The 15,387-nt window shown below is 70.2% G+C and carries 10 protein-coding genes; 1 reads left to right on the top strand and 9 read right to left on the bottom strand.

The genetic code is table 11. The annotated features are described in order from the left end of the window. Window positions 1-14: 14 nt before the first annotated feature. A complete protein-coding gene (locus tag DEJ12_RS05310) occupies window positions 15-932 on the bottom strand; it encodes an SDR family NAD(P)-dependent oxidoreductase (protein ID WP_111029277.1) in 918 nt (305 codons plus the stop codon). Further along, window positions 922-2,994, bottom strand: a complete 2,073-nt coding sequence (uvrB, locus tag DEJ12_RS05305; protein WP_071403981.1) for an excinuclease ABC subunit UvrB — start codon at window positions 2,992-2,994, stop codon at window positions 922-924. The genes DEJ12_RS05310 and uvrB overlap by 11 nt, the downstream gene beginning before the upstream one ends. Window positions 2,995-3,164: 170 nt before the next feature. On the opposite strand from uvrB, the gene DEJ12_RS05300 reads away from it, so the two are divergent. Next, window positions 3,165-4,493, top strand: coding sequence for an MFS transporter (locus DEJ12_RS05300; RefSeq protein ID WP_111029276.1), 1,329 nt, complete (start codon window positions 3,165-3,167; stop codon window positions 4,491-4,493). A gap of 216 nt (window positions 4,494-4,709) precedes the next feature. Here the strand turns inward: DEJ12_RS05300 and DEJ12_RS05295 are convergent, their stop codons facing one another. From DEJ12_RS05295 to polA, 7 genes are all read right to left on the bottom strand, one after another. Further along, window positions 4,710-5,954, bottom strand: a complete 1,245-nt coding sequence (locus DEJ12_RS05295; RefSeq protein WP_181433069.1) for an acyltransferase — start codon at window positions 5,952-5,954, stop codon at window positions 4,710-4,712. Between the two features lie 47 nt (window positions 5,955-6,001). Further along, window positions 6,002-7,498 carry an AMP-binding protein gene (locus tag DEJ12_RS05290; RefSeq protein ID WP_111029274.1) on the bottom strand — a complete coding sequence of 499 codons (1,497 nt, stop codon included), beginning with the start codon at window positions 7,496-7,498 and terminating at the stop codon, window positions 6,002-6,004. Between the two features lie 22 nt (window positions 7,499-7,520). Then, window positions 7,521-8,564 carry a hypothetical protein gene (locus DEJ12_RS05285; RefSeq protein WP_111029273.1) on the bottom strand — a complete coding sequence of 348 codons (1,044 nt, stop codon included), beginning with the start codon at window positions 8,562-8,564 and terminating at the stop codon, window positions 7,521-7,523. After that, window positions 8,561-9,163 carry a dephospho-CoA kinase gene (coaE, locus tag DEJ12_RS05280; protein WP_111029272.1) on the bottom strand — a complete coding sequence of 201 codons (603 nt, stop codon included), beginning with the start codon at window positions 9,161-9,163 and terminating at the stop codon, window positions 8,561-8,563. The genes DEJ12_RS05285 and coaE overlap by 4 nt, the downstream gene beginning before the upstream one ends. 92 nt (window positions 9,164-9,255) lie before the next feature. After that, window positions 9,256-10,731, bottom strand: coding sequence for a 30S ribosomal protein S1 (gene rpsA / locus DEJ12_RS05275; RefSeq protein WP_071403741.1), 1,476 nt, complete (start codon window positions 10,729-10,731; stop codon window positions 9,256-9,258). Window positions 10,732-10,889: 158 nt separating this feature from the next. Beyond that, entirely contained in the window at window positions 10,890-12,569 is a 1,680-nt protein-coding gene (locus DEJ12_RS05270) for a DUF885 domain-containing protein (protein ID WP_111029271.1), read from the bottom strand. 50 nt (window positions 12,570-12,619) lie between these two features. Then, window positions 12,620-15,262 (bottom strand): DNA polymerase I, encoded by a 2,643-nt coding sequence (gene polA / locus DEJ12_RS05265; RefSeq protein ID WP_258370539.1) that lies wholly within the window; start codon window positions 15,260-15,262, stop codon window positions 12,620-12,622. Window positions 15,263-15,387 lie beyond the last annotated feature (125 nt).

Here is a 15,387-nt window from a genome sequence, read left to right as displayed (position 1 = left end):
GCCGGGATGGAGGGTCAGACGAGTGCGTCGAGAGCGAACGCGACGCCGGATGCACGCTCGCTCGCGGCCCAGAGCTGCGCTGCGACGGTGCGGTCGTGCGCCCGAGGTTCGGCCGCGACCACCGTGGCCGGGCCCCGGAGCTGCATCCAGCCCGCAGGGCCCCAGTACTCCCCCGAGCGCACGTCCGCACCGACGGCCGCGTGCACGAGCGGCTGGGCGCCGACGTCCTTGCCCTGGGCGACGATGCGCTGCGCCGGGCGGATCCACTCGGGTTCGGGCCGTGCCGGGCTGACGTCCGGGCGTGCCGGTGACAGGCGGTCGAGCGACAGGCCGGGGTGCGCGACGACGCTCGACACGGACGACCCCGAGTCGGCCAGTCGTTGGGCGAGATCGAAGCCGAACAGCATCACGGCGAGCTTGCTCCTGGCGTACTGGCGGTGGCTCGAGTACCGACCGACGCCGAGCGGATCGGTCGCGTCGAGCTGGGCGAACCGGTGGGCGATCGACCCGAGGTGCACGACCCGACCGGCTCGTCGTTCGAGCAGGGGCAGGACCCGGGCGGTCCACGCGAAGTGCCCGAGGTGGTTCGTACCGATCTGCAGTTCGGTGCCCTGTGCCGTGCTCCCCCGCGTCGACGCCCCGACGACCCCGGCGTTGTTCACGACCGCGTCGACGCCGTCGGGTTCCAGCGCGGCGAGTTCGTCGGCAGCGGCACTGACCGAGTCGAGGTCGGCGAGGTCGAGGTGGACGTGGGCGAGCGAGGCCCCGCCGACGTGCCGACGGATGCTGCGCTCGGCGGCGTCCGCCCGGCCGCGGTCGCGCGTCGCCAGCACCACACGGTGCCCCGCCGCGGCGAGCTGCTCGGCGGCGTGGTACCCGAGCCCGGCGCTCGCACCGGTGACGACGACCGTGCGGGCGCCGTCAGCTGACATGTCCGGCCGACTCCATCTGGCGCAGGGCCTTCTTCAGGTCCTGCACCTCGTCGCGCAGTCGCGCCGCGAGCTCGAACTTCAGCTCCGCCGCAGCCTGCAGCATCTGGTCGTTCAGGTCGGCGATGGTGGCACCGAGCTGCGTCGCACCCTCGCCCGCGATGCCGCCGCGCTTGAGGTTCGGCGTGGGCGACCGACGGCCGTCGGTGCCGGGGCGACCCTGCAGGAGCGCCTTCGTGTCGTCGTTCTCGCGCTGCAGGACCTCGGTGATGTCCGCGATCTTCTTGCGCAGCGGCTGGGGGTCGATGCCGCGCTCCAGGTTGTAGGCGACCTGCTTCTCACGACGGCGATCGGTCTCCTCGATCGCGGTCTTCATCGAGTCGGTCATCTTGTCGGCGTACATGAGCACCTGGCCCGACACGTTGCGGGCAGCACGACCGATCGTCTGGATGAGCGACGTCGACGAGCGGAGGAAGCCTTCCTTGTCGGCGTCGAGGATCGCGACGAGCGACACCTCGGGCAGGTCGAGGCCCTCGCGCAGCAGGTTGATGCCGACGAGCACGTCGTAGACGCCCTGCCGCAGCTCGGTCAGCAGCTCGACGCGCTTCAGGGTGTCGACGTCGGAGTGCAGGTACCGGACGCGCACGCCGGCGTTCCCGAGGAAGTCGGTCAGTTCTTCCGCCATGCGCTTGGTCAGCGTGGTGACGAGGACGCGTTCGTCCTTCTCGACCCGCTGCTTGATCTCCTCGAGCAGGTCGTCGATCTGGCCGTCGCTCGGCTTGACCACGATCTCGGGGTCGATCAGGCCGGTCGGGCGGATGATCTGCTCGACCACGCTGTCGGTGACCCCGAGCTCGTAGCGCCCCGGGGTGGCCGACAGGTAGACCTTCTGCCCGACGCGCTCGAGGAACTCCTCCCACTTCAGCGGGCGGTTGTCCATCGCGCTCGGCAGGCGGAACCCGTGCTCGACGAGGGTGCGCTTGCGCGAGGCGTCGCCTTCGTACATCGCGCCGATCTGCGGCACGGTGACGTGCGACTCGTCGATGACAATCAGGAAGTCGTCGGGGAAGTAGTCGATGAGGCAGTGCGGAGCCTCGCCCGGACCACGGCCGTCCATGTGCCGCGAGTAGTTCTCGATGCCCGAGCAGAACCCGATCTGCTCCATCATCTCGATGTCGAACGTGGTGCGCATCCGGAGGCGCTGGGCCTCGAGCAGCTTGCCCTGGCCCTCGAGCTCGGCGAGCCGTTCCGCGAGTTCTTCCTTGATGGAGGCGATCGCGCGGTGCATCACGTCGGTGTCCGCGACGTAGTGCGAGGCCGGGAAGATCGACACCGCGGGCAGGTCGTCGATGACGTTGCCGGTGAGCGGGTGCAGCGAGGAGAGCGCTTCGATCTCGTCACCGAACATCTCGATGCGGATCGCGTGCTCTTCGTACATCGGGATGATCTCGATGGTGTCGCCGCGCACCCGGAACGTGCCCCGGGCGAAGTCGACGTCGTTGCGCTGGTACTGCATGGCGACGAACTTGCGGACGAGCTGGTCGCGGGAGATCGTCTGGCCCACGTGGAGCGCGACCGATGCGTTCATGTACTGCTCGGGGGTGCCGAGACCGTAGATGCAGGAGACGGTGGACACCACCACGGTGTCGCGACGGCTGAGCAGCGAGTTCGTCGTGGAGTGCCGGAGTCGTTCGACCTCGGCGTTGACGGAGGAGTCCTTCTCGATGAAGGTGTCCGTCTGGGGGACGTACGCCTCGGGCTGGTAGTAGTCGTAGTACGAGACGAAGTACTCGACCGCGTTGTTCGGCATCAGGCTGCGGAACTCGTTGGCGAGCTGCGCCGCGAGGGTCTTGTTGTGCGCGAGCACGAGTGTCGGCCGCTGCACCTGCTCGATGAGCCACGCGGTCGTCGCCGACTTGCCGGTACCGGTCGCGCCCAGCAGCACGACGTCGGTCTCACCGGCGTTGATCCGCCCGGCGAGTTCCGCGATGGCCGCGGGCTGGTCGCCACTCGGCGAGTACTCGCTGATGACCTCGAACGGACGCACCGCTCGGGTCGGTTCGATCGCAACACCCATGGGGACAACGGTAGTCGGCACCCCTGACACCGAGGGCCCCTGCTCGCCCTCGGCGTACTGTCCGCTGCAAGCAGGCTCCAAGTCGACTGATGGTCATCGGGCATACCCTCCGATCCGTTCAGTCACCCGACTCCTTCCCACTCCCCCGAAGAGGCCTCATGACCACGGCGAACCCGGCCGCACCGATCAAGGGCACCCCGTTCCGCGGACGCATCCGCGGACGCGTGCTCGTCCTGCTCTGCTGCATGTACGCGATCTCGTACATCGACCGGACGAACATCTCGACGGCGCTGCCGCACATCACCGAGGAGTTCGGGTTCAACGAGGCGACCGCCGGTCTCATCGTCTCCGCGTTCTCGTTGCCGTACGCCCTGCTGCAGGTGTTCGGCGGCACGATCAGCGAGAAGTTCGGCCCGCGCCGCGCGCTCTTCGTCATCACGGTGATCTGGGGCGTCGCGACGCTCTGGACCGGGTTCGCGGTCGGCTTCTGGACCCTCTTCGCCGCACGGGCCCTGCTCGGGCTGAGCGAGGCCGCCGCGTTCCCGACGGCCACGCAGGCGATGAGCCGCTGGATCCCCCGCGACCGGAACGGCTTCGCCCAGGGGGTGGTGCACTCCGCGGCACGGCTCGGGAACGCTCTGGCCCCGCTCATCGTCGCGTGGGTGATCGGCGCGACGGGCAGCTGGCGCTGGGCGTTCTTCGCCACCGCGGTGCTGTCCCTGGCGTGGGCCGTCGTCTGGTTCGTCTGGTTCCGCGACAAGCCCGAGTCCGCGAAGGGCATCACGCAGGTCGAGCTCGCCGAGCTCCCGCCGGTCGAGACCCGCGCGACCCGTCCCCCGGTGCCGTGGCGGCAGCTGGCGAAGCAGATCCTGCCGGTCACCTTCGTCGACTTCGGGTACGGCTGGACCCTCTGGGTGTTCCTCACGTGGCTCCCGACGTTCCTCAGCTCCACCTACGGCCTGGAGATCGGCGACTTCGCCCTGTTCACCACCCTCATCCTGCTGGCCGGTGTCGTCGGGGACACCGTCGGCGGGATGCTCAGCGACCGCATCATCCACCGCGGCGGGAACACCCGGAACGCCCGCCGGACCATCCTGGTGATCGGGCTCGGCGGCTCGCTCCTCTGCCTCATCCCGCTCGTGATCGGGCAGGGGCTGCTCGTCGCGACGATCTCGCTGGCCCTGTCGTTCTTCTTCCTCGAGCTCTGCAACGCCAACCTGTGGGCGATCCCGATGGACGTGGCGCCGCAGTGGTCCGGCACGGCCTCGGGCTTCATGAACACCGGGTTCGGCATCGCCGGTGTCGTCTCGCCCATCGTGTTCGGTCTGCTCATCGACGCCTCGGGGTGGCAGGTGCCCTTCGCGCTCTCCTGCGTCCTGCTCGGAGCCGCGGCCGTCGTCGCGTGGTTCATGAAGCCCCAGCGACTGACGTCCACCGACGGCGTGCTCGAGATCGGCACCCCGAAGGCCGAGCAGCGCTCGGCCTGACGGCCGGCAGCCGGTGCGCGGAACGTGCGACGGCCCTGGTGGTCCGCACGCGACGGCCGGGAGGCGCGGGTCGGGCCCGCCACGTGCCTCCCGGCCGCCGCGCCACGTGTCCACTGCCCCGAACGGCTGGTACGAGGTTCCGGACCCCGTGGGACGGCGTCACCGTCGCACCACGGACGGAACCTCGCACGAGAGCTGCGCCGTGCGGGCGAGCGCTCAGCGCACGGCGCGCCGCCCGACGTCGTCGGTCTCGCCGACGAGGGCGTCTTCCGGCTCCACCGGTTCCGGCGACCGCTGCGGCACCGCCGCGCCTGCGGCACGACGCGCCCGCGCCGCTCGCGACGCCCGAGAGGACAACGACGGCCGCCCGGTCAACGGCACACTGAGGGGCGTCCACCGGAACAGCTCGGTCACCGCGACGGACAGCACCAGCACGAGCACGTAGGTGACGAGGGTGAGCCACGGCCGTGGCACGACGGCCTCGAGCCAGCTGTCGCCGTAGAGCAGGATCCAGATGACGAACGGGTGGCTCAGGAAGATGCCGAACGAGCGATCGGAGGCGTAGTCGACGAACCGGGCGGTCCGGCTCCCGGGGCGCCGTCGGTCCGCCCAGGCGGCGCCGATCGCCAGGAACCCGACGAACACCGCGGTGCTCCAGACCACCTGGACCGGCTGCAACGGTGTCCCTGCGGCGTAGAGGGACTGCCCGAGGCCCACCTGCAGCGCCCACACACCGAGGGTGAGCCCACCGACGCCGGCGAACGCCCACAGGACCGAACGGCGGTGGACCCGGATGAACCGCAGGAACGCATCCGCGTGGTCGGCGGCGATCGCCCCCGAGACGATGAAGAAGACGTACGAGAAGAAGAACTGCTTCTGGTACCCCTGCATCCACGCGTCGCTCGCCGGGAAGTACTTGTACCCGGCGAACACCACCAGCTGGACCAGGAACGCCACGACCAGCACGGTCACGTGGTGCCCACGGGTCCGGCGCACCAGCCAGACGATCACCGGCAGGAGCAGGTACACCTGCATCGTCACGAGCAGGAAGTACAGGTGGTACCACGAGGTGCCGGTGACGATGCCCTCGGCCGCGGTGCGCACCAGGTCGGGGACGTCGCCACGGCGGGTGGGACTCAGCAGCCACGCCGCCGCGACGTAGACGAACGACCACGCCAGGTACGGCACGCCCACGAGCAGGAACCGCTTCGGCCAGAACTGCGCCATCGGCCTCGGGCGCAAGGTGTAGCTGTACACGAGCACGAACGCGGTCAGCGAGAAGAAGACCAGCCGGGTGAAGTGCAGCAGGGCGAGCAGCGCGTTCAGCCCGACGTCGTCGGTGGCGGCGGTGTGGCTCGTGGTGTGCACCCCGATCACGCACGCGAACGTGAGGATGCGGAGCACGTCGACCTCGTACAGGTGCCGGGGCTTGCCCTCGGCCGTGCGTGTCGGCGTCTGCACCCCCGGCTCGTCGCCGGTCGATGCCGGGGACACGCGTGACGCCCCGTTCACGAGGGTCGGGCCATGGTCCGGACCTTCGCGCGCTGCACCTTGCCGGTGGGTGCACGCGGCAGGTCGGGCACGACGATGACCTCGACCGGTCGGCGGAACCGGGTCAGGTGTGCCTCGGCCCGGGCCACGAGGTCGGCCACGAGGGCTGCGTGGTCGACGGGTTCGTCGGGCTGCGGGATCACGTAGGCGATCGGGACGGCACCGAGCACGTCGTCGGGGCGGGCGACGACGACCGCCTCGAGCACGCGGGGGTCGCCGAGCAGGACGTCCTCGACCTCGGACGGGTAGACCTTCTCGCCACCGCGGTTGATGACGTCGTCGGAGCGTCCGGCCAGGGACACCCAGCCGTCGGTGCTGACGGACCCGACGTCACCGGTGTGGAGCCAGCCATCGGCGTCGAACCGCTCGGACGCGCGGCCACCCAGGTAGCCCCGGACGATCCCCTCGCCCCGAACCCACAGCGCACCGATCTCGCCGGCGGGCAGCACCGAGCCGTCCTCGCCGCGGACCTGCACCTCGGACCCGACCGGGACCCCGACGGTACCGGGCCGGGCCGGTTCGTCGAGCGGCGTCGCCGTGATCTGCGAGGCGCCTTCGGTCATGCCCCAGCTCACGACGAGCGGCACGTCACCGAGGGCGGCGCGCACCGGGTCGGGCAACGGCGCCGACGCGCTGCGCACGAACCGCAGGCCCGGCGGGAACTCGAGCGGCCCGGTCTTCGCCAGTACGGCCAGGACGGCCGGGACGGCGTTCAGCCAGGTGATCCGTCGTTCCGCGAGCAGGTCCCAGAACCCGGTACGACGGAAGCGCCGGTCGAGCACGAGGGTCGCGCCGGCGACGAGCGTCGCAAGCAGTCCGACCACCTCGGCGTTGACGTGGAACAGCGGCAAGGAGTTGAACCCGCGGTCGTCCGGCGCCAGCCGGTTGTGCTGCGCGACGGCCCGGGCGACGAACAGCAGCTGCGTCTCGGGCAGCTCGACGCCCTTCGGCGTGCCGGTCGAACCGGAGGTGAACAGCACGACGGACCCCTGGCCCGGCGCGTGCGGGCTGTCGGCGGGCAGGTCGCCGTCACGGACGGCGGTCGGGAGGAACGTGGCCGGGTCGATCCCGCTCGCCGGTGCCCCGGGGACGGTCGCGTCCACCGCGCGGTCCGACACGACGATGGACGCTCCGCCGATGAGGTCGGCGAGACGGCCGGGCTCAGTGGCCGGCTGGCCGCTGTCGACGGGGATCGCGCGGCGACCGGCGGCGACGGCGCTCAGGTGCACGACCGCGAACGCGAGCGGGTCACCCACGTCGACCAGGACGGCACCCGACGGGGCGATGCCGATCGCGTCGAAGGTCCGCGACCAGGCGGTCACCGCGGCGTCGAGCGCACGGTACGTGAGGACGCGCTCGGAGCGGGCGTCCTCGAGGAAGTGGCGCACGCCCCCGTCGGCCGCACGGGCCCGGATGAGCGAGCGCAGGTCGGGTTCATCACGAACGGGCTGCACGCAGGAAGGCTATTGCGCGACGCTATGAGCGGTCAGAGGGAACAGCGGGATCTGTGGAGAACCGGTGCAGCATCCACTGCCACAGCGGGAGCATCCGGGGGACGCCGTCACGGGTGAGCGGCGTCGAGTCCTTGATGATCAGGGAGTGCGCCTTGCCCTCGCCGCCGAGGTCGGTGAGGATCGCGTGCGGGTCCGCTCCGGCGAGTGGCGGTGCGGTGTCCGTCTCGAACGGCCCGGACACACCGCTCAACCCCAGGACGTCCCACGAACCGGTGATGCGGGGACCGAACGTGTCTCGGACGTCGTCGATGGCGTACATCCGGTCGACCGGTGTCCGGCCCGGGCGGTCCATCCACGCTGCGTGCGCCGGCCCGCGGGACTCCACGGGCGACGAGAACATCAGCGCGCCGTGGACACTGCGGATGTGGGCGATGTACGCCGCCTCTCCGCCGCCCTGCGAGTGCCCGGCCACGACGATGTCGTTCCAGACGATGCGGTCGTCGCCCTGGACGAACCGCCCCCAGCCGCCGTCGGGGTCGTGGTCGTCGAGGTACGCGACGGCGTCCCGGAAGCGCGAGACGATCGACCCGGCCGGACTGACCGCGCTGAACGCCGAGGGCCGCGTGCCGTCGAAGCGGTTCCGCTGCACCATGCCGTAGCAGCGTGCGTTCGCCTCACACGTGCCGGACAGGGTACGGCCCAGGTTCCAGTAGTCGAGGCCGAGCACGTGGTACCCGTCGGCCAGGGCGGCTCCGAGGAACCGCTGGTACTCCGCCGGACGGGACCGGGTCGCCGGCAGGAACAGCAGGAGCGGACCGTCGGCCGAGGTGCGCGCGGCGAAGTCGTCGCGGTTCGGGGTGAGCCGCTCACCGTTCACGGTTCCGAGCCGGAACCGGTGGAACTCCCCCTCGGGCCCGTGTTCGTCACCCGACGGCCGCTCGTGCACCGCGACCCGGCCGTTGTCCGCCACACGCTGGGCACCGAGGACGTTCGCGGCGACGAGCGAGGCGGCCCCGATCGCCACGAGGACGATCGCGGCGAGGATCAGCACCAGGCGGTGGTTCATGGAGTGATCCGCGCCCACACCTCGTCAGCGGAGTGGATCGTCTGCTCGAGCGTCCCGGTGGCGTCGACGACGTGGTCGGCGAGAGCGAGGCGATCGGCATCGCTCGCCTGGGCGGCGACGCGGCGCTCGGCCTCGTCACGGGGCATCCCGCGGTGCTCGACGAGCCGTTCGATGCGCTGCGCCGCGGGGGCGTCGACCACCACGACCGCGTCGAACCGGAGCGGACGCGACCCGCGGGCCTCGGCGAGCAACGGCACGTCGTAAACCACCACGGCGTCGGGGTCGGCGGCCTCAGCGGCGTCGAACGCCTGCTGCGCGAGCCGCCAGACCTCGGGGTGCGTGATCGCTTCGAGGTCCTTCCGCGCCGCGGGGTCCGCGAACACGATCGACCCGAGCGCCGGCCGGTCGAGCGAACGGTCGGCGGCGATCACCGACGGACCGAACCGCTCGGCGACCTGCGCCAGGCCCGGGCTGCCCGGTGCCACGGCGTCCCGAGCCAGTCGGTCAGCGTCGACGACGACGGCCCCGTGCTCGGCCCAGCGCCGGGAGACGGTCGACTTGCCCGCGGCGATGCCGCCCGTGAGTCCGATGATGTGCACGGCAACAGGGTAACGACCCCGATGCCCGGAAACGCCGGAAGCCCGGCACCCTGTCAGGGGTGCCGGGCTTCCGGTCGGGACGAACCGCTCGATCAGTTGTTGGTCGAGCTGAGCTTCTCGCGGAGTGCAGCGAGCGACGCGTCGTCGGCCAGGGGGCTCGCGCCACCCGTCTCGCCGGCGAACGACGAGGTCGACGACGACGAGGAAGCCGTGGCCGGGAGGTCGAAGCCACCCTGCGCCTCGTCGGCGATGGTCTTCGCGACCTGCGCCTTGTGGGCTTCCCAACGACCCTGGGCGGCCGCGTACTGGCCCTCCCACTCGGTGCGCTGCGTGTCGTAGCCCTCGAGCCACTCGTTGGTCTCCGGGTCGAAGCCCTCGGGGTACTTGTAGTCACCCTTGTCGTCGTACTCGGTCGGCATGCCGTAGAGCGCCGGGTCGAACTCGTCGCTCTCCGGGTCGACGCCCTCGTTCGCCTGCTTGAGGCTGAGCGAGATGCGGCGACGGTCGAGGTCGATGTCGATGATCTTGACGAAGACCTCGTCGTTGACCGAGACGACCTGCTCGGCGAGCTCGACGTGCTTGTTCGAGAGCTCCGAGATGTGCACGAGGCCCTCGATGCCGTCGGCAACGCGGACGAAGGCACCGAACGGGACGAGCTTCGTGACCTTGCCCGGTGCGATCTGACCGATCGCGTGGGTGCGGGCGAAGACCTGCCACGGGTCCTCCTGCGTCGCCTTGAGCGAGAGCGACACGCGCTCGCGGTCCAGGTCGACCTCGAGGATCTCGACGGTGACTTCCTGACCGACCTCGACGACCTCGCTGGCGTGCTCGATGTGCTTCCAGCTGAGCTCGGAGACGTGGACGAGACCGTCGACGCCACCGAGGTCCACGAACGCACCGAAGTTGACGATCGAGGACACGATGCCCTTGCGGACCTGGCCCTTGTGGAGGTTGTTGAGGAACGTCGTCCGGGACTCGGACTGCGTCTGCTCGAGGAGTGCACGGCGCGACAGGACCACGTTGTTGCGGTTCTTGTCGAGCTCGAGGATCTTGGCCTCGATCTCCTGGCCGAGGTACGGCGTCAGGTCGCGGACACGACGGAGCTCGATGAGCGAGGCGGGGAGGAAGCCACGGAGGCCGATGTCGACGATGAGACCGCCCTTGACGACCTCGATGACCGTCCCGGTCACGACGCCGTCGGACTCCTTGATCTTCTCGACGTCGCCCCACGCACGCTCGTACTGCGCGCGCTTCTTCGACAGGATGAGGCGGCCTTCCTTGTCCTCCTTCTGGAGAACCAGGGCCTCGACCTCGTCGCCGACCTCGACGACCTCGTTGGGGTCGACGTCGTGCTTGATCGAGAGCTCGCGCGAGGGGATGACGCCCTCGGTCTTGTAACCGACGTCGAGGAGGACCTCGTCGCGGTCGATCTTCACGACGGTGCCGGAGATGAGATCACCGTCGTTGAAGAACTTCAGGGTCTTCTCGACCTCGGCCAGGAAGTCATCAGCCGAACCGATGTCGTTGATGGCGACCTGCTTAGGAGCCTTGGTCGTAGTGGTTGTCATGTAGAGATTGCTCCGAACGGACATGAGTCGGGCCATGGCGTGCGGGGACTCGGCCCCCGTGGTGCACCGCCGTGGCGATTGATTGAGTGGCGCGGATTGCGCCGCACAATTCTAACCGCACCGGCGGAGGCCCCACAACCGGGCGTGTCGACGGCGCGTCACCCGACCAGGGCGGTCCGCAGGGTGTCGAGGCCGATGCTGCCGAGGGAGAGCGCACGGTGGTGGAACGCCTTCAGGTCGAAGTCGGCTCCCTCGCGGGCAGCGACCTCGTCGCGGATGGACTCCCAGACGCGCTGACCCACCTTGTACGAGGGGGCCTGGCCCGGCCACCCGAAGTACCGGGCGACCTCGAACCGGACGAACGCCGGGTCCATGTTCACGTTCTGCCCCATGAAGTCGAGCGCGTACTCCCACGTCCAGCCGCCGCCGTCGGGGTTCGTCTTCTGCAGGTGCACGCCGATGTCGAGCACGACGCGCGCCGCCCGCATCCGCTGCCCGTCGAGCATGCCGAGCCGGTCGCCGTCGTCGTCGAGGAACCCGAGCTGCTCCATCAGCCGTTCGGCGTACAGCGCCCAGCCCTCGACGTGCCCGGAGGACCCGGACAGCTGCCGGCGCCACGTGTTCAGTTCGCCGCGGTTGTAGACGCCCTGGCTGATCTGCAGGTGGTGTCCGGGGACACCCTCGTGGTAGACCGTCGTCTTCTCGCGCCAGGTGCCGAACTCGGTGACGCCCTCGGGGACGGACCACCACATGCGGCCGGCACGGGAGAAGTCGTCGGAGGGGCCGCTGTAGTAGATGCCGCCCTCCTGCGTGGGGGCGATCCGGCACTCGAGGCGACGGATCGGGTCCGGGATGTCGAAGTAGGTCCCGGCCATCGCGGCGATCGACGCGTCGCTCGTCTCCTGCATCCACCGCTGCAGCGCGTCGGTGCCGTGCAGGATCCGGGACGGGTCGGTGTCGAGCACCTCGATCGCCCGGGCGACGCTCGCACCGGACTCGATGCGGTCGGCGATGCGCTCCTGCTCGTCCCGCATGCGCGCGAGTTCCTCGAGGCCCCACTCGTACGTCTCGTCGAGGTCGACGACCGCGCCGAGGAACCGGCGCGAGTGCAGCTCGTAGGCTTCGCGACCGACTGCGTCGACGGGGGTGGCCAGCGGCAGCAGCTCGTGCTCCAGGAACTGTCCGAACGAGCGGTAGGCCGCCGCGGCGACCTCGGCACCGCGGTGCAGGTCGGCTCGGAGCGCCTCCGGCACGGGAACGTCGCCCTCGAACGCGGCGGAGTCGGCCAGCTGACGGAACATCCCGCCGTCGGCGCCGGTGCGCGCCGCCTGCTCGGCGATGAGCGCGACCTGGCGCTTCGCCGGGGTGACGCCTTCACGCGTGCCCTCGAGCAGGGTCTCGAGGATGCCCTCGAGCGCATCCGGCAGCGCCTGCAGCCGACTCGCGATGTCCTGCCAGTCGCCCCCGGTCGCGGTCGGCATCAGGTCGATGATCTCCCGGACCGACTGCGCCGGGCTCGCGATGACGTTGAGGTCGCGGAGGTGCAGCTTGCGCTCGTACGACTCCTGCACCAGGTCCAGCTCGGCGCCGAGGTCGGCCTTCGTCACCTGGTCCACCGAGTCGACGGCGGGAGCGGCGTCGAGCGCACGCTTCGCACCGCGCGCGGCCTCGGCCATCGCGGCGGCGCCGGCGGGCGAGGTGTCGCCGTACTCCCCCGTGCGCCCCGGGACGCCGATGTACGTGGCGGTCGTCGGGTCGAGGTCGACGAGGGTGGTGACCCAGTCCTCGGCGACGCGGTCGACGTCGGACGGCTGGCGGACAGGACGCTCTTCGCTCATGCCCCGACCCTACCGACCCGCGGGTCGGCAGGAATCCCGAGCCGCCCGGGTCAGTGGGCGGCGCTCTCCCAGTTCGGCCCCACGCCGACCGAGACGTCGAGCGGGACGCTCAGCTCGGCGGCGCTGCCCATCCGGGTGCGGAGGATCTCCTCGACACGCTCCTGCTCACCGGGCGCGACCTCGAGGATGAGCTCGTCGTGCACCTGGAGCAGCAGGTGCGACTGCAGCTCGCCGTCGCGCAGGTCGTCGGCGACCCCGAGCATCGCGATCTTGATGATGTCGGCGGCCGAACCCTGGATCGGGGCGTTCAGCGCGGCGCGTTCGGCGTTCTCACGCAGGACCCGGTTCGGGCTCTTCAGGTCGGGGAACGGGCGACGGCGACCGAAGATCGTCTCGGTGTAGCCGTCCTCGCGCGCCTGCTCGACGACGTTGCGCAGGTAGTCGCGCACCGCACCGAAGCGGGCGAAGTACTCGGTCATCAGGGTGCGGGCCTCGGACTGCTCGATGCGCAGCTGCTTCGACAGACCGAAGGCGCTCAACCCGTAGGCCAGGCCGTAGGACATCGCCTTGACCTTGGTGCGCATCTCGTTGGAGACCTCGGACGGGTCGACGCCGAACACCCGCGCGCCGACGAAGCGGTGCAGGTCCTCGCCCTCGTTGAAGGCCTGGATGAGCCCCGGGTCGCCGGAGAGGTGCGCCATGATCCGCATCTCGATCTGCGAGTAGTCGGCGGTGACGAGCGTCGTGTACGGCTCGGCCACCGCGAACGCCGACCGGATCCGGCGACCGACGGCCGTCTTGACGGGGATGTTCTGCAGGTTCGGGTCGGTCGACGAGACCCGGCCGGTGCTCGTACCGGTCTGCTCGTAGCGGGTGTGGATGCGCCCGTCGACCACGGCGGCGTCGAGCGTGTCGACGATCTGCCGGAGCTTCGTGGCGTCGCGGTGCTGCAGCAGGAGCCCGAGGAACGGATGCGGGTGCTGTTCCTGCAGGTCGGCCAGGCTCGCCGCGTCGGTCGAGAACCCGGTCTTGGTCTTGCGGGTCTTCGGCATCGCGAGCTCGGTGAACAGGACTTCCTGCAGCTGCTTCGGCGATCCGAGGTTGACCTCGTGCCCGATCTCGGCGAAGGCCTGCTGCGCGAGTTCGGCGGCGCGCTCCCCGAGTTCCTTCGACAGGCCGGTGAGCACCGGGCGGTCGATGCCGACGCCGATGGTCTCCATGCCGGCCAGCACCGACACGAGCGGCAGCTCGATGTCGTCGAGGACCTGCAGCGAGGACGCGTCGATCCGGGCGCGCAGGGCCGTGGTGACGCGGAGCACGAACCACGCGTGCACCCCGACGTTGACCGGGTCGGTCTCGGGGACCAGCTGGTTCGGGTCGGCCGTCGGCAGTTCTTCGCCGAGCTCCTGGTAGACGAGGTCGGACAGCGGCTGTCCCTGCTTGCCGGGCTGCGCGAGCCACCCCATGATCCGTGCGTCGCCGGCGGTGCCGTTCACGACGAAGCCGGCGGTGCCGAGCGCCTTGATCGCGGCCTTGGCGTCGTGGAAGTGCTTCGGGGCGTCGGAGGCGAACCAGGCCGAGAGCTGCTCGTAGTCCTTCGCGCCGCTGCCGCCCGGCACCAGCACGGCGTCGTCGTGGGTCGCGATGCCGATGGCGCTGAGGCGTCCGTCGATGACCTCGACCGCGACGCCGTAGCCGTTCGCCGCCTCGGTCGCGTTGCGGCGCTCGAGCCAGTAGCCGAGCTCTTCGTCGATCAGCGTCTTGACGGGCGGCGGGGTCGGCGCGCCGTCGGCGACGGCACCCTCGGCCGCGGGCTCGGCGGGGTCGCCCGACCCGGCCACCTTGAAGACGCGGTCGAGCAGCGTGCGGAACTGCAGCTTGGCGAAGAGCTCGCGCACCGCGGTCTCGTCGACCGGGCGGAGCGCGACGTCGGCGGGACCGACGGGCAGCTCGACGTCGGTGACCAGGCGGTTGAGCCGGCGGTTCCGGATCGCCCGGTCCTGCTGCTCGCGCAGGTTGTTGCCGACGACGCCCTTGATCTCGTCGGCGTGCTCGAGGACGCCGTCGAGCGACCCGTACTGGGTCACCCACTTGACCGCGGTCTTCTCGCCGACCTTGTCGATGCCGATCAGGTTGTCGCTGGTCTCGCCGACGAGTGCGGCGATGTCCGGGTACTGGTGGGGCTCGATGCCGTAGCGCTCGTAGACCTTGTCGCGGTCGTAGCGGGTGAGTTCGGAGACACCGCGGACGGACGGGTAGAGCAGCGTGACGTCGTCGTTGACGAGCTGGATCGAGTCGCGGTCACCGGAGACCACGTAGACCTTGAAGCCCTGGTCGGCACCCTGCTTGGAGAGGGTCGCGAGGATGTCGTCGGCCTCGTAGTCCTCTTTCGTGACGGTGGTGATGCCCATCGCCTCGAGCGCCTGTTGCAGGAGCGGGATCTGGCCCTTGAACTCGGCCGGGGTCTCGGAGCGGGTGCCCTTGTACTCGGCGTACTCACGCGTTCGGAACGAGAACCGGGAGATGTCGAACGCCACCGCCAGGTGGGTGGGCTTCTCGCGCTGCAGGAGCATCAGCAGCATCGAGATGAAGCCGTGGATCGCGTTGGTGTGCTGCCCCTCGCGGTTCACGAAGCTGTCGACCGGCAGCGCGTAGAAGGCCCGGAAGGCGAGCGAGTGGCCGTCGATGACCATGAGGGTAGGCTTTGCGGAGTCCGACACCCGGACAGCCTACCGACGCCCGCTGACACGGAAGGTCGACGCAGACCGTGACCGACGACACCACATCGACCACGATCGATCCCCGCATCGACGAACGC

Origin of the sequence: Curtobacterium sp. MCLR17_059 (genome assembly GCF_003234665.1) — a bacterium.
Lineage (GTDB): Bacteria > Actinomycetota > Actinomycetes > Actinomycetales > Microbacteriaceae > Curtobacterium > Curtobacterium flaccumfaciens.
The sequence above is the reverse complement of the archived record's forward strand: the minus strand, read 5'-3'. Positions and strand labels throughout refer to the sequence as shown.